At 63.9% G+C, this 18,533-nt stretch carries 33 protein-coding genes; all 33 read left to right on the top strand.

Annotated features, from left to right (window positions below; genetic code table 11):
• The first annotated feature begins 7 nt into the window (after positions 1-7).
• Positions 8-229, top strand: a complete 222-nt coding sequence (locus tag FHY19_RS04135) for a hypothetical protein (RefSeq protein WP_259161975.1) — start codon at positions 8-10, stop codon at positions 227-229.
• A complete protein-coding gene (locus tag FHY19_RS04130; RefSeq protein WP_259161973.1) occupies positions 226-423 on the top strand; it encodes a hypothetical protein in 198 nt (65 codons plus the stop codon). Before FHY19_RS04135 ends, FHY19_RS04130 begins: the two co-directional genes overlap by 4 nt.
• The gene (locus FHY19_RS04125) at positions 423-602 is read left to right on the top strand and encodes a hypothetical protein (protein WP_259161970.1); all 180 of its coding nucleotides are present in this window, start codon (positions 423-425) and stop codon (positions 600-602) included. Before FHY19_RS04130 ends, FHY19_RS04125 begins: the two co-directional genes overlap by 1 nt.
• Positions 603-604: 2 nt before the next feature.
• Positions 605-1,054: a hypothetical protein gene (locus FHY19_RS04120; protein WP_259161968.1), complete on the top strand. Its 450-nt coding sequence runs from the start codon at positions 605-607 to the stop codon at positions 1,052-1,054.
• Positions 1,051-1,350, top strand: a complete 300-nt coding sequence (locus tag FHY19_RS04115; protein WP_259161966.1) for a hypothetical protein — start codon at positions 1,051-1,053, stop codon at positions 1,348-1,350. Before FHY19_RS04120 ends, FHY19_RS04115 begins: the two co-directional genes overlap by 4 nt.
• Positions 1,350-1,721 (top strand): Ref family protein, encoded by a 372-nt coding sequence (locus tag FHY19_RS04110; RefSeq protein WP_259161964.1) that lies wholly within the window; start codon positions 1,350-1,352, stop codon positions 1,719-1,721. The genes FHY19_RS04115 and FHY19_RS04110 overlap by 1 nt, the downstream gene beginning before the upstream one ends.
• Positions 1,718-2,089, top strand: coding sequence for a hypothetical protein (locus tag FHY19_RS04105; RefSeq protein WP_259161962.1), 372 nt, complete (start codon positions 1,718-1,720; stop codon positions 2,087-2,089). The genes FHY19_RS04110 and FHY19_RS04105 overlap by 4 nt, the downstream gene beginning before the upstream one ends.
• Positions 2,086-2,460, top strand: a complete 375-nt coding sequence (locus FHY19_RS04100; RefSeq protein ID WP_259161957.1) for a hypothetical protein — start codon at positions 2,086-2,088, stop codon at positions 2,458-2,460. Before FHY19_RS04105 ends, FHY19_RS04100 begins: the two co-directional genes overlap by 4 nt.
• A gap of 273 nt (positions 2,461-2,733) precedes the next feature.
• Positions 2,734-2,904 carry a hypothetical protein gene (locus FHY19_RS04095; protein WP_259161948.1) on the top strand — a complete coding sequence of 57 codons (171 nt, stop codon included), beginning with the start codon at positions 2,734-2,736 and terminating at the stop codon, positions 2,902-2,904.
• A gap of 71 nt (positions 2,905-2,975) precedes the next feature.
• Positions 2,976-3,632, top strand: coding sequence for a glycoside hydrolase family 19 protein (locus tag FHY19_RS04090; RefSeq protein ID WP_259161947.1), 657 nt, complete (start codon positions 2,976-2,978; stop codon positions 3,630-3,632).
• Positions 3,633-3,655: 23 nt separating this feature from the next.
• Entirely contained in the window at positions 3,656-3,952 is a 297-nt protein-coding gene (locus tag FHY19_RS04085; RefSeq protein ID WP_259161946.1) for a hypothetical protein, read from the top strand.
• Entirely contained in the window at positions 3,949-4,164 is a 216-nt protein-coding gene (locus FHY19_RS04080) for a hypothetical protein (RefSeq protein WP_078562349.1), read from the top strand. The genes FHY19_RS04085 and FHY19_RS04080 overlap by 4 nt, the downstream gene beginning before the upstream one ends.
• A gap of 49 nt (positions 4,165-4,213) precedes the next feature.
• Complete coding sequence (locus FHY19_RS04075) at positions 4,214-4,681, top strand: hypothetical protein (protein WP_259161944.1); 468 nt, start codon at positions 4,214-4,216, stop codon at positions 4,679-4,681.
• Entirely contained in the window at positions 4,678-4,845 is a 168-nt protein-coding gene (locus tag FHY19_RS04070) for a hypothetical protein (protein WP_259161942.1), read from the top strand. Before FHY19_RS04075 ends, FHY19_RS04070 begins: the two co-directional genes overlap by 4 nt.
• On the top strand, positions 4,845-5,204 hold the full coding sequence (locus FHY19_RS04065; protein ID WP_259161940.1) for an HNH endonuclease signature motif containing protein: 360 nt from the start codon (positions 4,845-4,847) through the stop codon (positions 5,202-5,204). The genes FHY19_RS04070 and FHY19_RS04065 overlap by 1 nt, the downstream gene beginning before the upstream one ends.
• Positions 5,205-5,330: 126 nt before the next feature.
• Positions 5,331-5,747: a P27 family phage terminase small subunit gene (locus FHY19_RS04060; RefSeq protein ID WP_184385321.1), complete on the top strand. Its 417-nt coding sequence runs from the start codon at positions 5,331-5,333 to the stop codon at positions 5,745-5,747.
• An 85-nt stretch (positions 5,748-5,832) separates the two neighbouring features.
• Positions 5,833-7,545 carry a terminase TerL endonuclease subunit gene (locus FHY19_RS04055; RefSeq protein ID WP_259161937.1) on the top strand — a complete coding sequence of 571 codons (1,713 nt, stop codon included), beginning with the start codon at positions 5,833-5,835 and terminating at the stop codon, positions 7,543-7,545.
• Positions 7,542-8,834, top strand: coding sequence for a phage portal protein (locus FHY19_RS04050; protein WP_259161933.1), 1,293 nt, complete (start codon positions 7,542-7,544; stop codon positions 8,832-8,834). Before FHY19_RS04055 ends, FHY19_RS04050 begins: the two co-directional genes overlap by 4 nt.
• A gap of 9 nt (positions 8,835-8,843) precedes the next feature.
• Positions 8,844-9,704 carry a head maturation protease, ClpP-related gene (locus FHY19_RS04045; RefSeq protein WP_259161929.1) on the top strand — a complete coding sequence of 287 codons (861 nt, stop codon included), beginning with the start codon at positions 8,844-8,846 and terminating at the stop codon, positions 9,702-9,704.
• Between the two features lie 12 nt (positions 9,705-9,716).
• Positions 9,717-10,901, top strand: coding sequence for a phage major capsid protein (locus tag FHY19_RS04040; RefSeq protein ID WP_259161928.1), 1,185 nt, complete (start codon positions 9,717-9,719; stop codon positions 10,899-10,901).
• 44 nt (positions 10,902-10,945) lie between these two features.
• Positions 10,946-11,161 carry a hypothetical protein gene (locus FHY19_RS04035; RefSeq protein WP_259161927.1) on the top strand — a complete coding sequence of 72 codons (216 nt, stop codon included), beginning with the start codon at positions 10,946-10,948 and terminating at the stop codon, positions 11,159-11,161.
• A gap of 3 nt (positions 11,162-11,164) precedes the next feature.
• A complete protein-coding gene (locus tag FHY19_RS04030) occupies positions 11,165-11,503 on the top strand; it encodes a head-tail connector protein (RefSeq protein WP_259161925.1) in 339 nt (112 codons plus the stop codon).
• The gene (locus tag FHY19_RS04025) at positions 11,500-11,859 is read left to right on the top strand and encodes a phage head closure protein (protein WP_259161922.1); all 360 of its coding nucleotides are present in this window, start codon (positions 11,500-11,502) and stop codon (positions 11,857-11,859) included. Before FHY19_RS04030 ends, FHY19_RS04025 begins: the two co-directional genes overlap by 4 nt.
• Before the next feature lie 2 nt (positions 11,860-11,861).
• Positions 11,862-12,353 (top strand): hypothetical protein, encoded by a 492-nt coding sequence (locus FHY19_RS04020; RefSeq protein WP_259161916.1) that lies wholly within the window; start codon positions 11,862-11,864, stop codon positions 12,351-12,353.
• Positions 12,353-12,706, top strand: a complete 354-nt coding sequence (locus FHY19_RS04015; protein WP_259161915.1) for a DUF3168 domain-containing protein — start codon at positions 12,353-12,355, stop codon at positions 12,704-12,706. The genes FHY19_RS04020 and FHY19_RS04015 overlap by 1 nt, the downstream gene beginning before the upstream one ends.
• A 54-nt stretch (positions 12,707-12,760) precedes the next feature.
• Positions 12,761-13,261: a phage tail tube protein gene (locus FHY19_RS04010; RefSeq protein ID WP_259161914.1), complete on the top strand. Its 501-nt coding sequence runs from the start codon at positions 12,761-12,763 to the stop codon at positions 13,259-13,261.
• A 55-nt stretch (positions 13,262-13,316) separates the two neighbouring features.
• Entirely contained in the window at positions 13,317-13,706 is a 390-nt protein-coding gene (locus tag FHY19_RS04005) for a phage tail assembly chaperone family protein, TAC (protein ID WP_259161913.1), read from the top strand.
• A gap of 32 nt (positions 13,707-13,738) precedes the next feature.
• A complete protein-coding gene (locus FHY19_RS04000; RefSeq protein WP_259161907.1) occupies positions 13,739-13,951 on the top strand; it encodes a hypothetical protein in 213 nt (70 codons plus the stop codon).
• Between the two features lie 12 nt (positions 13,952-13,963).
• Positions 13,964-16,237: a hypothetical protein gene (locus tag FHY19_RS03995; protein WP_259161906.1), complete on the top strand. Its 2,274-nt coding sequence runs from the start codon at positions 13,964-13,966 to the stop codon at positions 16,235-16,237.
• Positions 16,230-16,562, top strand: a complete 333-nt coding sequence (locus tag FHY19_RS03990) for a phage tail protein (protein ID WP_259161905.1) — start codon at positions 16,230-16,232, stop codon at positions 16,560-16,562. The genes FHY19_RS03995 and FHY19_RS03990 overlap by 8 nt, the downstream gene beginning before the upstream one ends.
• A gap of 9 nt (positions 16,563-16,571) precedes the next feature.
• Positions 16,572-17,354 carry a hypothetical protein gene (locus FHY19_RS03985; protein WP_259161903.1) on the top strand — a complete coding sequence of 261 codons (783 nt, stop codon included), beginning with the start codon at positions 16,572-16,574 and terminating at the stop codon, positions 17,352-17,354.
• 5 nt (positions 17,355-17,359) lie between these two features.
• Entirely contained in the window at positions 17,360-17,827 is a 468-nt protein-coding gene (locus FHY19_RS03980; protein ID WP_259161901.1) for a DUF4376 domain-containing protein, read from the top strand.
• Positions 17,824-18,522 carry a phage minor tail protein L gene (locus FHY19_RS03975; RefSeq protein ID WP_259161899.1) on the top strand — a complete coding sequence of 233 codons (699 nt, stop codon included), beginning with the start codon at positions 17,824-17,826 and terminating at the stop codon, positions 18,520-18,522. Before FHY19_RS03980 ends, FHY19_RS03975 begins: the two co-directional genes overlap by 4 nt.
• The last annotated feature ends 11 nt before the right edge of the window (positions 18,523-18,533 follow it).

Here is an 18,533-nt window from a genome sequence, read left to right as displayed (position 1 = left end):
GGCCCCGATGAGCGAAGACCTGATCTCCAACCAGCCCGCGCCGCAGCCGCGCCGCATGAAGCAGCCGACCAAGGACGTGCTGCGCGCCAACCTGGGCAGCAACCTCCAGAAGCTGATCGAGGTCAGCAGCGAGAACGCGCAATTTCGCGCGAGCTGGTGCTGGCCGCTGTACGTCTGGACGAAGCGCCTGCGCACCGCGTTCGGCCGTGCCGGAAACGGCCGGGCATGACGGCATCGGTCAAGCGTTCGGCCTGGGCGCGGAGCCAAGCCAGCCAGATCCGTGCGCGGCTCGACGGCATTCACCGCAAGCCGGCCATTGGCGAGCGCGAGCGTAAGAGCAAAAGCGCTGCGATCCAGGCCAACGAGTACCAGGCCCGCAAGTTCGAACGCATCGCGGCAGCAGCAGAGAAGAGGGGGAATTGATGTACACGAACACCAACGCAGCCGACCCGCGCGCCGCGCGCCACGAGTTCCAGTCGCTGGACGACGCCACGCACTGGCTGCTGCTGCAGGGTGCTCCGTGGGCGAACGTGCACGTGGACGGCCAGGTGTGGTGCCTGGGCCGGGATGGCAGCGCAGAGCCGGTCCAGGGGAGGGGCTGACCATGGCCGAATTCGACAGTTTCACCGAGGCGACGCGCTCCGACCTGGAATGGTGGGGCTTCGAGTTCGCGCTGCACCGGGACTTCGACTACCTGGGGCTGGCCAGCAAGAACATGCTGCAGGTGCTGATCGAGCACCGCGGCGAGATGCCGCCGCCGAACGTGGGGTTCAAGCCGCTGGAGGTGGACGCCCGGGCCCAGCGCGTTGAGGACGTGATCGGCCGCATTGCGCGCGAGGACGTGGTCATGGCCTGCGTGCTGCGCGGCTATTACTGCGGCATGGGGCGCAAGAACATCGAGCGCATGGAGACGGCGAACAACCTGATCGCCAACGCTGGGCACCCGCCGCTGCGCCAGGGCGCCTATCTGACGCTGCGCGCGGCCGGCTTCGAGCTGGTCGGCCGCCGCCTGCGCCCGCAGATGGTCCGCCCGCTGCTGCAGGTGGTCGCATGACGAACTTCGCCGACGTGGGGGCATGGCTGCACGGCGCAGACATGGGGGAGCTGATTCAGGCCAAAGAGGCGCTGGACAGAGCTCTCCAGGTAAAGAAAGACGAGGATCGGATCCCGGCGCTTCGCGTCGAAGCTTGCGGCCTGATCGTCGCCTATTTCCGCCATGGTGAGGAAGCGAAAGCGCTGGAGTATCTGCTCCAGCACCGGGAGGAGATCGCCGGCGAAACGATATCGATCCGCCCGGTGCGACTCCTGCAGTCGGAGGCGGAGGCAGATCTAGCCCTGAGGTGGTGGTGATGCGCCACAGCACCGGCACGCCGACAGCCGAGGAGGTGGTGCGGTTCGAGCTGTCGAAGGAAGGGCCGTGCATGGCGTGCGTGGTGCGCATGGCAGCCGGCCTGCTGCCGCAGCAGCTGGTGGTGGTGGGCTGCGACTACAACCACTGCAAGAGCGGCAACCGCCGGCGCGGGCACCTGTTCGGCTACGCGCTGTGCGTGTGGCACCACCGGGCACACCCAATGCCGCGCCAGACGACCAGCAGCACCCGCGATAGCTACGGCCCATCGCTGATGGACGGGAGCGCGCTGTTTCACGAGACCTACGGCAGTGACGACGAGCTGATCGCGCTGCAGACCGAATGGATTGAACGACAACTGGTCATGGCATGAACGATATTGAGCAGAGGGCGCGGGAGTTGTTGGCGGGTGAATACGTCAAGGAAGGCCGCATGGCGTTGGCGCAAGAAACGATGTCGGGGCACGAACTCCGTGCACACGCGGAATACATCGCCATCCGCGCCATCGTCGCCGCCCTATCCCAGCAGCAGGCGGTGCCTGAGGACGTCAAGCGCGATGCGGAGCGGTATCAGTGGCTGCGCCGTGCCGATGCATGGCATGAGAACTACATCAATAAGCAGGGCGCCATATCAGCGATCTTCGTCAGCGACGGCAGCCGCGGGCACGCCACCGATCTAGAACGCCTAGATTCGGCAATCGACGCCGCCATGCTCGCTGCCAAGCCGGAGCTCACGGCATGAAGCGCGCGCTGAAACGGTGGTGGGTGTACCTGGCGGCGGTGCCGCTCGCGGACGGGAAGAGCGCGTTCCGCCTCGGTCGGGCTGTAGACCTGGCGGCCACGCTGAAGCAGGTGCAGGAAGCATGCCCGGCGCGCATCGCCAAGGTCTGGACCATGCCCACCTGTAGCGAACGCGCTGCGCACGCGGCCGTTGCCGGCATGGCGTCAGATCTCGGTAAGTACTGGCAGCACGGATCGTGGTTGCACATGCGCACGGATCAGGAGGCCGACAAGAGCGCAATGCGCCTCGCGATGGAGGCTGCCGGCACGCATGCGGACTGGCCTGACGGAGCCGGCGGGAAGCGCTGGCGCGAGTTTCGATTGGACGGATGAAAAAGATGCTTGACACCCAGGGGTCTTTATCCAAAATAAGCGCATTGGTGAGAAAAGCCCCTGCAGAGATGCCGGGGCTTTTTTCGTTCCAACTTTCGAGTCGGTAGTCATAGTGGATGCGCATCCAGGCAACAGGCCAGCCGTGAGGCTTCCCGCTGGAGTCACATAAAAGGGGTGTTCCGTGACGGCAGCACCTCAACGACGCACCTGCTGTGCCGGCTCAACTAGCATCCATGACTGATAGTCTTGCAGCTCCTTCAGGAGTGAAAAGACATGGCGAACGGAACAGCAGCGCTCAACGCGGCCTATGACTTGGTAAAAACTGCCCTCCAGGCAGGATGGCTTTCGAAGGTTGAAACAGGTGATGAGTTCGCAAGGCAAGTCGGTGCCGCGATGGAAGCGCTGCAAAGTAAGCATGCAGAGTTGCAAGACAAGCGCATCTGAGTAAAACGGCTGACGCTGTCAATATCGAGGCCTCTCCTTAAAAGGAGGGGCCTTTTCATTTAGAGGTGAAAATGCAACTGACCGCCCAACAACTGAAGCAGGCGGTGGGTTGCTCCGACCAGACTGCGGAGCGCTGGATCGAGCCGATCAGCGAGGCGTGCCGCCTATACGGCATCAGCACGCCGCGGCGGATGGCAGCGTTCTTGGCCCAGGTAGGACACGAATCCACCGGCCTCACCGCCGTGGTGGAAGGCCTGAATTACAGCCTCGAAAACCTGATCGACGCGTGCAAGCGCGCAAAGCCGAACAGCCGGTGGCGCTCATTGCTACCACGGGCCAAGGAGCTGGCGCGTAACTCGGTCGGCCTGGGCAATGCGGCTTACGCGAACCGCCTGGGCAACGGCGACGAAGCCAGCGGGGACGGCTACCTCTACCGCGGCCGTGGCCCGATCCAGAACACGGGACGCGCCAACTACGCCGGCATGCGCGACACGCTGCGCGCCAAGGGTGTGCGGGACGTACCGGACTTCGAGAAGCAGCCCGAGACGCTGGAGCAGCCCAAGTGGGGTGCCCTGGCGGCCGCGGCCTTCTGGGATACGCGCAACCTCAACCCACTGGCCGACGCTGGCCGCTTCGACGACATCACCGAGCGCGTCAACGGAGGCCAGAACGGCGCCGCCGATCGCCGCGCACGTTACGCCCGCGCACTGAAAGCATTGGGTGCTTGATGCCTGCAAAGTCCAAACCGGTGGTGCCGGCCATCAACCAGTTGCAGGGCGTTCTGTCGGTGCTGGACAACCGCACCAAACGACCCACAGCAGAGCTGCTGGGAACGATCCGCGAGATGGTGGGCGATGCCATTGCAGTGCTGCAGGAGCCGGACCCACTGCGCAAGCGCATCGGTTTCGTGCTGCTTGCGGTCCAACAGTCCACGCAAGTCAGCGTCCGGGAATTGAACGGCAAGCGGATCACGCGCGTGTCGGTGGTCGATCAGCAGCTCTACCACTGGGCGCTTGAGGAGATCCATAGCCTGGCTGGTGTCCGGTGACCTTCGCGACGCGGAACGTCGGCGCCGCACGCGTGGGGATTGCGGTTCTGGTGCTGTTCCTGTTGGGCATGGCCATGGCTGCATTAATTGCGGTGGCCATCCCGCCAGAGAACAAAGACTCGTTCGGCATGCTGATCGGCGGATTGAACAACGCCACTGGCATGGTGATCGGCTACTTCTTTGGAATGGCTCGAAGAGGGCCGGGCGGCTGACATGGCCGAGCGTTGGGATCGTGGACTACCGGAGAGGCCGAACATGCCCATGCAACTGAAACTCGCCATCGCTGTTGGTCTGCTCGCTCTCAGCTTCTGGGCCGGCTGGACATGGCGCGGCGACCGCGCTGAGACAGCGGCCGCAACCGGCCAAGCCGCAACTGGTAAGCAAGCCTTACACGTTGAGCAGGCCGCACGCGCGGCAGAGCACAACCAGGCCAAAGCAATGGCCGCTATCGGAGATGCCCATGAGCAAGACCGTGAGGCGGCCAAGGCCGTCCCTGATGCTGTTGTGGCTGACCTGCGCACTGGTGTGCTCCAGCTGCGCAACGACCTCGCCACCTGCAGCACTGACCTCCTGTCCCGTTCCGTCACCGGCGCCATCGAACGTGATGCGCACGCCCAACTACGAAGCGAGGTTGCTGGCGCTGCTGTTCAAGTCGTCCGAGACGCCGACGACCACGTCCGCGCCTGCCAAGCAGTCGTTGCCGCAGACCGCGCCAAGGTGATGCCATGACTCAGCAGCACTCCACACAACTGGATCGCATTGAGGAGAAGCTCGAGACGCTGATCGCTGCACTGGCTGGCGATGAGCAGGAGCAAGAGCAGGAGGAACCAGCGCGCACGCTCGATGGTGATCTGGCTGGTGGTGAGCGTGACCAATCAATGGGCCTGGACTGATGCCTGGCTTTCCGTCGCGGCACAAGCCGCTGCAGCAGATCGCGCCTGTGCACGTGGCGCAATCCCAGCCTGAGAACTACGGCAAGGGCCGCGGTGGCCGTCCATGGCGCCGCAAGCGCGACGCGATCATGAAGCGGGACAAGTACCTGTGCGTGCCTTGCGGCGCAGCTGGCCGCCTCAGGCCCGCGGAGGAGGTCGACCATGTCGTACCCCAGGCGGAAGGCGGCACGGGCGCAGAGGACAACCTGCAGGCCATCTGCTTGGACTGCCACGAGGCCAAGACGAAGGCCGAGGCCGCACGCGGCGCGAATCGTTCTCATCCACGCCGCGCAAAGCTGAACGTGAATCCTGAACGCTAATTATGAACAAAAGCTGAATGAAATATGAACGAGACAGCGGGGGGGAGGGGAAAAACTTTGACCCTTTCCAATCGGACACCGGCCGCTCAGCCAAATTTTCGCACGGTCAAAATTAGGATTTGAAAAATGAGAGGACGGAAGCCGACAGCTCCGGCCCTCAAGGTGATCGCCGGGACGGCCCGGCCGGACCGCGAGGTGCCGGACGTTCCCGAGTTCGACCTGATCGATGATTTTCCCGACGCCCCTCAGCATCTGAACGCCGATGGCGCCGCCATGTGGCGTGATCTCGGCCCGCAGCTGGTCGCGGCGAAGGTCTTGCAAGTCGTCGACCTCTACGCACTCCAGCAACTCTGCTACGCCTGGCAACGCATGGTGATGAAGCAGAAGGCGGGGATGGACATAACGGCCGCCGAGGACACCGCCTTCAAGGCGCTGATGTCCGAGTTCGGCATGACTCCCGCCAGCAGGCGCAAGGTGAGCTCGGGTGGCGACAGCAAGAAGCCCGGCAACAAGTTCGCCGCGCTCGCCGCGCCGAGCAAGTAAGCCTGCTGCCAAGAAGGCGCCAGCGAAGAAGCAGGGCAGGGCCGCGCCGCGCGCTCGCAAGCTGGATCCGTCCGACTATGTCGGCGTGGCCATTGCGTACGCGCAGGAAGCGATCGCCGACAAGAAGGGGTTGCGGTTCGGCAAGCTGATCCGGCAGGCCGCGCGGCGGTTCATCGATGACTTGGCGCGCGCGAAGAGGCGCGGCGCACCCTTCCGGTTCTCTCCGGAGCATGCGTGCCATGCATGCGGGTTCATCGAGCTGCTGCCACACGTCGAAGGCAAGTGGGAAACGCCAGAGATTCGGATGCACCGGTCGCACGTGTTCTTCGTCGTGCAGCTGTTCGGTTTCCGGAAGCCTGACGGATCCAGGCGCTTCACCTCCGCGTTGTTCGCGGTGGCGCGCAAGAACGCGAAATCGACGCTGGCGTCGGCAATCCTGCTGTACTGCCAGTGTTGCGAGAACGAGGAGGGCGCGCAGGTCATCTCGGCGGCAACCACCTTCCCGCAGGCGTCGATCATTTTCAACGTCGCCAAGAGGATGGTGGAGAAGACGCCAGACCTGCGCGAGGCCTATGGCCTGGAGACCTGGGCGAAGTCGATCACGCGGATGGAGATCGGCGCGAGCTTCAAGCCAATCCACGCAAAGGCCAGCACGCAAGACGGCCTCAACCCGTCGCATGTCGGCCTGGATGAGATCCACGCCCACAAGACGCCGGACCTGCTCAACGTGCTGCAGTCGGCCGCGGGCGCGCGCCAGAACCCGCTCTGGCTGTTCACCACCACCGAGGGCTACACCAACCCCGGGCCCTGGGCGGAGATCAGGCAGTTCGTGAAGCAACTGCTGGGGGGCGTGTTCGGCCACGAGGCCGATCACTACCTTGCGCTGTTCTACGCGATCGACGAGGAGGACAAGGCAACCGGCCGCAAGGCCGACGACACGTTCGACGAATCGAAGTGGATCAAGGCGAATCCACTGATCGACTCGAACCCGCACCTGCTGGCCGCCATCCGTAAGGAAGCGGTCGAAGCCAAGCGGATGCCGTCGAAGCTGGCCGAGTTCGAAATCAAGCGCGTCAACCGCCCAGCGGCTTCGGCCAACAGCTGGGTGGCGCTGCCGAAGTGGAACGCGTGCGTGGGCGTGGTTGACCTAGAGGCATTGCGGGACGTGCCTTGTTGGGGTGGTCTGGATCTGGCGAGCACGCGCGATCTGACCTCGTTGCGTCTGGTGTGGCGCGTCGGTGATCAGATCATCACTTGGGGGAGGCGATGGGTTCCCGCCGCGGCGGTAGCGCAGCGGACCGAGCGAGGCACCGTCCCTTATGCCGGGTGGGTTGCGTCGGGCCTGATGGAGCAGACCGAGGGCGAAGTCACCGATTACGCAGCGATCGAGCGTGCAGTGCTTGAGGTCGTGGAGCGCTTCAACGTCCAGTCGATTGCCTTCGATCGCTGGAACGCGACGGAGATGGTCAGCCGTTTGGTAGCCGCCGAGGTGCCGCTGGTTGAGTTCATCCAGGGCACCAAGTCGTATCACCCAGCGATGCAGGAGCTAGAGCGCGCCTATATCGGCGGCAAGCTGGTACACGACGGCGACCCAGTGCTCACGTGGTGCGCTTCGAACCTGGTGGCGCGCACCGATCAGAACTTGAATATGGCGCCGGACAAGAAGCGCTCGGCAGAGAAGATCGATGACATGACAGCTCTGCTGATGGCAGTAGGTCTGGCGTTCGCCAGCGAAGGCAACGAAGAAGGTGATTTCAATGACTGGCTCAGCAACCCGGTGAGGACTGGAACGCGATGAAAACCCAACCGAGGACCGGCGTGATGCGGCGGATTGCTGCAGCTGTCGACGGCTGGGTGCGTTCGTTTTCGCCCAAGGACAAAGAGCTCTATGTCGACCGGCAGACGGAATCAGAGACGGGTGCGGAGGTAACGGCCAAGACGGTTTTGCAGGTGGATGCAGCCTGGTCCTGCGTTAGGCTGATCTCCGAAACAATCGCGACGCTCCCGTTGTCGATGTTCGAAAGAACGTCAGGTGGCAAACGCGTTGCCGGGCAGCATCCCTTGCACTTTGTCATCCACGACCAACCCAACGCCGATTCGACCGCGTCTGTTTTCTGGGAGGCGATGGTGGCCGCTATGCTACTGCGCGGCGCGGCGCATGCCGAGAAGCTCTACGCCGGCACTCGCCTAATCGGTCTGTCGTTCCTGGACCCGGACAAGCTGGTGGTGAACCGCGACATCGAGGGCCGCAAGATCTTCGTGTATCCGCGGACTGACGGCTCTCGCCGCGTCATCCCGCGCGATCGCATCTGGATCATTCCCGGCTTCACGCTCGACGGCCTGAACGGGGTTTCGGTGATCAGCTATGGCGCCAAGGTGTTCGGCGCCGCGATCGCCGCTGACAGGGCCGCAGCCCGCACATTCAAGAATGGCCTGCTGCAAACCGTCTACTACAAGGTCGCAAGCTTCCTGAAGCCGGAACAGCGCGACGAGTTCAAGAAGAACCTGATGGGCACGATCGAGCGAGGCGAAACGCCGCTGCTCGAGGGAGGCACCGAGGCAGGGAGTCTGGGAATCAAACCGAGTGACGCACAGCTGCTGGAATCGCGGGCGTTCTCGGTGGAATCGATCTGCCGCTGGTTCCGTGTTCCGCCCTGGATGGTTGGCCACACCGAGAAAAGCACGAGCTGGGGCAGCGGCATCGAGCAGCAGATGATCGGGTTTCTGACATTCACGCTGGGCCCTTGGCTCCGCCGGATCGAACAGGCCATCAGCAAGGACCTGTTAAGCGCCGGCGAGCGAACGCGCTACTACGCGAAATTTGCGGTCGAAGGCCTTCTGCGCGCGGACAGCGCCGGCCGTGCTGCCTTCTACGCCGCCATGGTGAACAACGGCATCCTGACCCGCGACGAGGTACGCGAGTTAGAAGACCGGGAGCCGATGGGTGGGAATGCTGCGGTCCTGACCGTGCAGTCGGCCATGTTGCCGCTCGACGCGCTGGGACAGAACGATCAGCAGGCGCAGCAGGTCCGCGCCTCGCTCCGCGCCCTCCTGGGCATTGAAGAACCCGCCACCGCGCGGGACTGAGGAACCGAGATGACGATAAAGACGCTGCCGGGTGCTCCGGAGGGTCGGCCCTGCGCCGCAGTCAGCAGCCAGATCCAGCCGCGCGCTATGGATCGCTGGAATGCAGGCGTGCGCGCCGCAGCCGAATCCGATGAGGAGCGGACCATCAGCGTCTATGACGTCATCGGCCAGGACTATTGGACGGGCGAGGGAGTCACGGCCAGGCGCGTGGCCGGCGCGCTGCGCGCAATGGGAAAGGGGCCGGTCACGGTCAATGTGAACTCCCCCGGCGGCGACATGTTCGAGGGCTTGGCCATCTACAACCTGCTGCGTGAGCACGAGGGCGAGGTCACCGTGAAGGTGCTTGGCCTGGCCGCATCCGCGGCGTCCATCATCGCGATGGCTGGAGACACGGTGCAGATAGCGCGCGCCGGCTTTCTGATGATCCACAACGCATGGGTCATGGCCGTCGGCAACCGTAACGACCTGATCGAGGTGGCCGACACGCTCAAGCCCTTCGACGACGCGATGGCCAGCATCTACGCGGCACGTACCGGCCAGGACCAGAAGTCCATGGCCAAGCTCATGGACGCGGAGACCTGGATCGGCGGCGAAGCCGCGATCGAAGAGGGCTTCGCCGACGAGCTTCTGGCCAGTGACCAGGTCGAGCGAGGAGCGGCAAAGGCGAGCGCATCGGCCGTTCGCCGGATCGAGTCGGCGCTGCGAGCCAGCGGCCTGCCGAAAAGTGAGGCCGTTCGCCTCATCAGCGAGTTCAAGTCCAGCGCGGGTGATCCCGCTGGCGGCGGTGAGGGAGATCCCACCGGACGCGGCAATCAAGTCGCCACCCCTGCGGAACTGTCCGCACTTCGTGATTTTTCCATCTCCGCATAAAGGAACACAGTAATGACGACCGAAATCCAGGCCGAGCTCAAGCGCATCGGCGATGACGTAAAGGCAATGGCCGAAAAAGCCAGCTCCGAAATCAAAGCCAGCTCCAAGATGGCCGAAGACACTCGCGCAAAGGTCGACGAGTTGCTTCTGAAGCAAGGCGAGCTGCAGGCCAACCTGCAGAACGCCGAGCAGCAGATCGCCAAGATCGAAGCCAACGGTGCCGGCGGTGACGTCCAGCATCAAAGCTACGGGCAGCAGTTCGTCGGCAGCGAAGAGTTCAAGGCGTTTGCCGGGAAAACCACGCCACGTGGTCGCGTGGATATGACCTTCCAGGCCGCCATCACCTCGCTCACCACCGATGCCGATGGCTCGGCCGGGGATCTCGTGCAGACCACCCGGCTCCCGGGGGTAATCGCACCGCCGGATCGCCGCCTTACCGTCCGTGACCTGATCACCCCGGGCCGGATGGACGGTAACGCGCTCGAATACGTGAAGGAAACCGGCTTCACCAACAACGCCGGTATGGTCGCCGAGACCGCGAAGAAGCCCGAGTCCTCCTTGAAGTTCGACATGGTGAGCACGACCGCGAAGGTCATCGCGCACTACATGAAGGCGTCGCGCCAGATCCTGAGCGATGCATCGCAGCTGGCCAGCTACATCGACGGCCGCCTGCGCTATGGCCTGGCCTTCAAGGAAGAGCAGCAGCTGCTGAGCGGCGACGGTACCGGCCAGAATCTGCTGGGCATCATCCCGCAGGCATCTGCCTACGCATCGCCTCTGGACATTGCCGACGCCACCATCATCGACCAGGTGCGCCTGGCGATGCTCCAGGCGCAGCTGGCGGAGTTCCCGGCTAGCGGTATCGTGATGAACCCGATCGACTGGGCGCGCATCGAGCTGCTGAAGGACACCACGGGCCGCTACATCATCGGCAATCCGCAGGGCACCATCGGCGCCTCGCTCTGGAATCTGCCGGTGGTAGCAACGGCCGCCATCGCGGAGGACAAGTTCCTGACCGGTGCCTTCCGTCTGGGCGCGCAGGTGTTCGATCGCTGGCAGGCGCGTGTCGAAGTGGCCACCGAGAACGAAGACGACTTCATCAAGAACATGGTCACCATCCTGGCGGAAGAGCGCCTCGCCCTGGCCGTGTATCGCCCTGAGGCCTTCATCTACGGCGACTTCGGCAACATCGCCTAATCCAACGGGGCCTGCTCCAGCAGGCCCACTTCTGGGAGAGCGACATGCTCATCAAGTTCAAGAGTCCCGACCCGCGCGCCGGCATGACTGTCCAAATGGATTCCAGCTTGGCGCAAAGGTTCATCGACGAGGGTAGGGCCAGCAAGGCGGCAGAGGGCGGGGATTCTGCGGCGGAGGCGAATGCGCCTGCATCCGACGCTGGGACCTCCACTGCAAAGAAGTCCGTGGCGAAAAAAGTTTCGGCCGGCAAGGCAACCTGAGCCATGGAGCTAGTAAGTATCGAACAGGCCCGGCAGCACTGCCGGGCTGACAGTTCCGACGACTCGCTGCTGACCGTCTACGTTGACGCCGCAGAGCAGGCCGCCCAGGATTTCCTCAACCGGCGCGTCTATCCTGATGCGGATACGCTGGCATCGGGCGTTCTCGATGGAACAGCCGGTTACGACCCAATCGTCACCAACCCCTCCATCACTGCAGCTGTGCTTTTGATTGCTGGTCATCTGTTCCGCAATCGGGAAGCTGTGACCAGTGAGACCGTCAACCAGCTACCGATGGGCGCGCACGCTTTGCTCTGGCCACATAGGGTCGGACTAGGCGTATGAGCTTGGCTGCTGGAAAGCTGCGCCATCGTGTCCGCATTGAGAAACAGGTCACCGCGCGTGACGACGATGGTGTCCAGACCACAACCTGGCAGCCGGTCCACGTCGGCACCTTGGCAGCCGCGATTGAGCCGCTGTCCGCGCGGGAATTCATCGCCGCTGGCGCCGGGCAGGGCGAGATCACTGCCCGCATCACCATCCGGTACCGCGCTGGCATTCTGGCCAGCATGCGCGCGGTGCAAGTGCGCAACGGCGCCGATGCCGAGATCTACAACATCCAGGGTGCACTCGCCGATCGCGAGAGTGGCCTGGAGTATCTGACGCTGCCGGTTTCGACCGGCACCAATGACGGACAGTAGGAATGCGCGTCGAGTTGAACATCCAGGGTGTTGACGGCGTGCTGGGCGTGTTGCAGTCGTTACCTGCTGAGGTGGTGAGTAAGCGTGGCGGACCGGTGAAGCTGGCACTCGCCAAGGGTGCGCGCCTGCTTCGCGACCGCGCGAAGGAAAATCTCAAGCGCCAGATCACGAACGCAGGTGCAGATAGCACCGGAACGACCGTGAAGGCGGTGATCGCCAGCCGCGGCAAGGCCCCCACCGATTCAAAGGGCGAGCGGTATCTGGTGCGGGTCAAGCGCGTCTCCTTCATCAATGCGAAGGGCTCGCACACGAGCGCGCGCCGCGCGGCTCAGCTGATGGAATACGGGTCCGCCTTGCAGCCGGCCCGGCCCTGGCTACGTCCAGCCGTGCAGCAGCATGGGGCACAGGTGATCGATGTGGTGACCAAGGATCTCCTGAAGCGCCTTGATCAGATAACCCAGAAGCTTGCCCAGCAGCAAGGCGGGGCGCGCTGATGCTGCCCAAGGTCTATCGCACCATCCGCACGCCGGCGGTGGCCGCCATCGTTGACGACCGCATTGGCCGGCATGGTGAAGTGGCGCAGGACGAGCATCGCCCCTACATCGTGTGGCAGGTAGTCACCGGCTTGCCGTACGACACGCTCAGCGAGGCGCCGCGCGGTGACGCCACCAGCGTGCAGATCGACTGCTATCACGCGGCCGATGCCGGCGTTGAGGAGCTGGCCCTGGCCGTGCGCGCCGCGCTCGACGCACTGCTTATCGTCAACCGTGTGGTCATCAATAACCGGGACTCGGAAACGAGGCTCTACCGCATCGGCCTCGAGGCCGATTTCATCGACCAGCGCTGACGCCTGGTCGCTTCTACACAGCCGCCCTCGCGCGGCACACATGAGGATTCAGCCATGACCGAGGGCGTCGTCAAGACCCAGGGCACGCACCTGTTTTTCGTCGATCCGGACGCCGCTGGCGGCCCGGCCATCACCAAGTTCGCATGTCCCACCGGTGCGTCAGGTCTGGGCGGCGCTGCCGACCAGATCGAGGACACCTGCCTCGATGCGACTACGGACCGGACCTACCAACGCGGCCTGGGCAATCCCGGCCAGGTGTCGATGCCGTTCAACTACATCCCGAGCAACGCATCGCACGACGCGCTGTTTGCGCTGAAGGACAGCGGCAAGGTGGTGGATTGGTACATCGGTCTGAGCGATGGCACCGCCGCGCCCACGCTGAGCGTTGACGACGCGCTTGTGCCGCCGCTGGCCACCGCGCGCTCGGGCTTCGCGTTCAAGGGCTACGTGGCCGACGTGAACATCGACATCGCCACCAACGAGATCGTGCGCGGCACGGTCATCGTCCAGCGCAGCGGCGGCGTTACGCGCTACGGCAAGCCGCTGGCGGCCTGATTCCATCCTGTGGCGCCGGCTCCGCGCCGGCCCACAACTACCCACGGATATCGCAATGACCAATCCCGTCCAAACCGCGCCGCCGCTATTCGATGCCTCGCTGTTCGTCTCGCCCGATGTGCACACGCGCCAGGTGAAGCTCGCAGACGGCAAGGAGCACACCATCCATATCCGCGAGCAGCTGGCCGGTGTCGTGCGCGCGTTCCTGTCAGGGCAGACCAGCGAAGACCCCGAGAAGCAGGCCGACTCGATGGCGCGGATCATCGCCAAGGCGGTCTGCACGGAAGACGGAAAGCCTGCGCTGACGCTGGAACAGGCCCGCAATCTGAAATTCTCGGTGCAGATCGCTTTCGCTGCTGCCATCAGCGGGGTGCACAGTTACCAGGGAAACGTGAGCTTGCCGACCGAGGAAGCGGCGAGTGGTTCCGATACACCCTCGCTCTAGCGCTGGGGAAGACGCTCGCCGAGATCGACGCGATGCCGGAACGAGAGCTATCCGGATGGCGCACCTACTACTCGCTATATCCCTTTGACGATCTTCACCGGCACCACCGCCCGGCCGCGATCATCGCCGCCTCGATGGGCGGCAAGTTCGACCAGGTGCTCTCTGCCCTGGCGCCAGAACCAACCGACCCCGAGCTAAGCGATGCCGACCGCGACATGTTGCGCGCGCTCGGCTTCGACCGCTGATAGGAATCCCTGATGGCAACTGCCGGTTCAATCATCGTCGACCTGCTGATGCGGACGGGCTCTTTCGAGACCGATACCGACCGTGCGCGCCGGTCCATCCGTAATGTCGGCGACGATTCCAGGTCCACCTCTGCCTTGGTGGCATCGAGCTTCGCGAAGATCGGCGGGGCGGTCGTCGGCGGCCTGGCCGTTGCTGGCACCGCCATGCTCAACTGGACCCGTGAGCTATCGTTGCTCGCCGGCGAGGTCGAGAAGTTCGCCCGGATCTCTGGCACCACCGAGCAGAACTTCCAGCGGCTTGCCGCCGGCGCAAGCACAGTGGGTGTGGCGCAGGATCAGCTGACCGATATCTTCAAGGACACGCAGGAGAAGATCGGCGAGTTCCTGCAGAGCGGTGGCGGCGAGCTGCAGGACTTCTTCACCAACATCGCTCCGAAGATCGGCCTGACGGCGAAGGAGTTCCGCAATCTCAGCGGCCCGGAGGCGCTGCAGAAGTACTACAGCGCCCTGGAAAAGGCCGGTGTCTCGCAGGACGGGATGATCTTCTACCTGGAGGCCATCGCCAGCGACGCCACGCTGCTGGCTCCGCTTCTGGCCAAGAACGGCGAGGGTTTCCGGAAGTGGGGCGACGAGGCTGAGCGCCTGGGCGTCGTGCTGGATGCGCAGACCACGAAGTCCATCAAGGAGCTGCGCGCCCAGACAGCCGAGATGGATCTGGCCTTCCAAGGCCTGAAGAATCAGGTGGGCGCGGAGCTGTTGCCGCAGGTCAAGGAGCTGACCGCCTTTCTCGGTTCGGACAGTACCAAATCCGCATTCGTTTCGATCACGCAGTTCGTCGGCGGGCTGACGGCCGAGATGGCGAACGGCGTCATCATGATGGTCAATTACATCGGACGGGTGAAGGAGCTGCGTGGTCTCGACACAGGGAGCGCGATCGGTGACGCCAGCACGGGGGCACTGACCGCGCAAATGGCTAGGGTGCAGGAAAGGCTTGATGGAGCGCGCAGCCGCACTACCGGTAATTTCGGCCTTCCGTTGACCGACGGGCAGGAGCTGAAGCGCCAGCAGCAGATCAACGATCTGATTGCAGAGCGTATGAGGCTTCAGCGCGAAATCACGGCTCGCAATCGCCCAGAGGTCAAGCTGCTGGAGAACGGCGCGCTCCCGGACGATTCAGCGCTGGTGCGCCCCGCCAAGACGGCAACCTTCGAATACACCGATAAGGAGGCGGGCAAGGCTGCGGCCGAGCTTCAGAAGACCTACACCGCGATGTCGGCGGAGCTGGCCAAGCAACTGGCGCTCACCGGCCAGAACACCGAATACGCAAAAGTCCTTTACGAGATCCAGAGCGGTTCACTCAAGGGCATTACCGGTGGGCAGGCGGAAAGCCTGCTGCAGCTCGCCCAGATCAAGGACGTCAACGAAGACATTGCGGCGATATACGGTTCGACCGACGAGAAGGTCAACAGTTACCTCGCGAGCTTGGAGCGCGAGCTGGCGCTGCATGGGCAGATCGGCGAGGCCGCCAAGGTTGCTTACGACATCCGAGCAGGCGCGTTCGGCGCGCTGAGCGAGGAGCAGGCCCGGCTCCTGGAGAGCTACGCTGCGACAAAGGACGCGATGGATGACTACGCAGCCATCTACGGCGAAAGCTACGACAGCATGATCGCCAAGACCAAGGAGAGCAGCGACGTCATCAAAGAGTTCAGCCTGGAGGCCGCACGCAGCGCGCAAGGCGCTTTCTCCGACTTCCTGTTCGACCCATTCGAGGAAGGCTTGGGCGGCATGGCCAAGGGGTTCGCCAAGACCATCCAGCGCATGCTGGCGGACCTGGCATCTTCTCAACTGCTGAAGGCCCTGGGCACGATGGCCGCCAGCTCCGGGAACAGCTGGGTGGCGGCGATCGGTGGTGCGATTGCAGGAAGCCGCGCGGGCGGCGGTCCGGTCGCCGCTGGCGCGCTGTACGAAGTGGGCGAAGGCGGCCGGCCGGAGATGTACGAGGCCGGCGGCCGCACCTACATGATCCCGGGCAACCAGGGCGGCCGCGTAGTGCCGATCACTGCGGGCCGGCCGGTTACGGACGCCACCACAGGGATGGGCGGCGGGCTGACACTCAACGCGAACTACGTGATCAACAGCGACGGCAGTGCCAGCGGCGAAACGCAGGGCGACCAGAGCGACATGCTGCGCGCGCTCAACCAAATGATCCAGCCCATGGTTGTGCGCGTGCTGCAGCAGCAGATGCGGCCGGGCGGGCTCTTCGCGCCAGGTGGCGCCCGTGGCTGAGGTCTTCACCTGGCCGGTCCGCACAGAGGCCAGCGGCAATGTCACGCTCGCGGTGCGTGCTGCGCAGTTCGGCGATGGCTATCGGCAAACATCACCCGACGGAATCAATCCCAAGCGGCAGGTCTGGAACATTTCGCGCGTCGGCAAGGAGGATCTGATCAAGCAGATCTCGGCCTTCCTCGATGCGCACGCTGGCAGGTCCTTCCTGTGGACACCGCCGCTGTCAGTGCAGGGGTACTACCAGTGCACCGCATACAACCCGGTCGCTCACGGCGGGGGCAACTACACGCTGTCGGCCACCTTCGAACAACAATTTCAGCCGTAAGGGCACTGCATGGCACGCCAAGCAATCGATCAAACGACTGTCAATCCGGACGGCAGCATCGGCGACGACGCCTTTACTGCTTTCGGAAAAGTCAACGAGATGACGCTGGAGCTCTTCGGCGAAAAGTTCACTTCCTATCGAACTGGCCTCGGCGTTGAGTGGGTCAATGGGGCCACATTGAGGGTGCTCCCCGGTGCGGCCTTCGTTCCGAGCGTTCAGCGGATCGTTGCTCTGGCAACGGACACCACTGTTCCCATTTCGGGGGTGCCATCCAACACGTTTGCGCACCTTTATCTGACGGCGGCCGGCTCGATCGAGGTGTCAACAACTGCGCCGAGCACGCGCTACTCCGGCCGGGCGCGCACAAAGACGGGTGACGCTTCGAGGCGTTACATATTCAGCTTTCGAGTTGGCGGAACCGACGTGACACGATTCACTCACCACGCTGAAGCTGGATTGGTCTTCTGGGTTGCGTCTATCAATTCGGCGCCATTCTTACTCGCCAGCGCTGTGGCGGCCACGACGGCCACGACCGTTTCCGCCGCTAACGCGACACCAGTCACCGCGGTTTCGGTGCTTCTGTCGTTGCTTAACTTCGGATCCTCCGGTGCGTACGTGCTGCTCAGCAATAGCGAGGGCCCTGTTCCGCCTTCTGGGTATCTGGCAGTCGTAGGACCAGGGACGGGCGATCCGGAGCTTCCGCTGGATGCTTCGCGAAATTACACCTACGCATATGACGCAACGGGGAACAGCTCGTTCCATCGCTGCCGCGGCTATCGATTCGAGAGGTGACAGGCATGTACGCAATCAATGGCGCAGGCTTCCGCGCGATCAGCGAGGCATCGGACCTGCAGGCAGGCGAGGTGCTCTCCTTGGAGTTCCCTGAGCACCTGATCGGTCCGCCCAGGACTCTGGAAGGGCTGAAGCAGGCCGCGAAGGCGCGGGCCACGCAGTTACGCTGGGAATGCGAGACCGGCGGCGTCACGATCGGTGGCGTGCAGGTCGGCAGCACCACGGAGGACCAGAACCGCATCAGCACGGTGCTTGCCGCCGCCGATCTGGGCACGGTGGATCAGGTCGACTTCAAGGCGAATAGCGGTTGGGTGACGCTGACGCTCGCCGAGATCCGCGGCATTGCAGCGGCAATCAGTGCGCATGTGCAGGCCTGCTTCAGCGCTGAGCGTGCTCACCACGAGGCCATCGAAGCCCTGGAATCGCTCGAGTCCCTACAATCCTATGACGTGGCCGCCGGCTGGCCTTCATGAGCATCCTTGCCGACATCCAGACGCTGGAGCCGGGCGGGCGCGTCACGGTATTTGAACTTGATGCTACCGCTCTCGGCGCCGACTCGCTGCTGTTCCATGCGCACCTCCAGAGCACCCCGATCGTATGGCAGGGACAGGTTTACGACCTCTGGCCGGTCGAGGCCACCGGCTTCGAACGCACCAGCGACCAGCCGCCGAACCCGCGCCTGCGCGTGGGTAACGTCGACGGAACCATCACAGCGCTGTGTCTGCTGTTCGACGACCTGGTAGGCGCGCGCATTGTTCGTCGGCAGACGCTGGCGAAATATCTTGACCCGGTGAACTTCGCCGGTGGGAACCCAACGGCTGACCCCGAAGAGCATTTCCCAGACGAGATCTGGTTTATCGAGCGCAAGGTCAGCGAAGACCACGAGGTGGTCGAGTTCGAGCTGGCCACCGCAGCGGACCTCAACGGTGAGCAGTTGCCCGGCCGCCAGATCATCGCCAACACCTGCAGCTGGATCATTCGCGGCGGCTACCGCGGCCCGTACTGCGGGTACAACGGCCCGCCTGTCGCTGACATCAACGACAACCCGGTGAACGATCCGTCTCTGGATGTCTGCGGCGGCAAGGTCCGCTCCTGCAAGTTGCGCTTTGGCGCGAATAACCCGCTGCCTTACGGCGGCTTCCCGGCGGCAGGCCTGTTGCGCACGTAGCGCGCGGCTTC

This window comes from Xanthomonas sp. 4461, assembly GCF_024806475.1.
GTDB lineage: Bacteria > Pseudomonadota > Gammaproteobacteria > Xanthomonadales > Xanthomonadaceae > Xanthomonas > Xanthomonas arboricola_F.
This window is presented reverse-complemented; position numbering and strand designations above follow the sequence as displayed.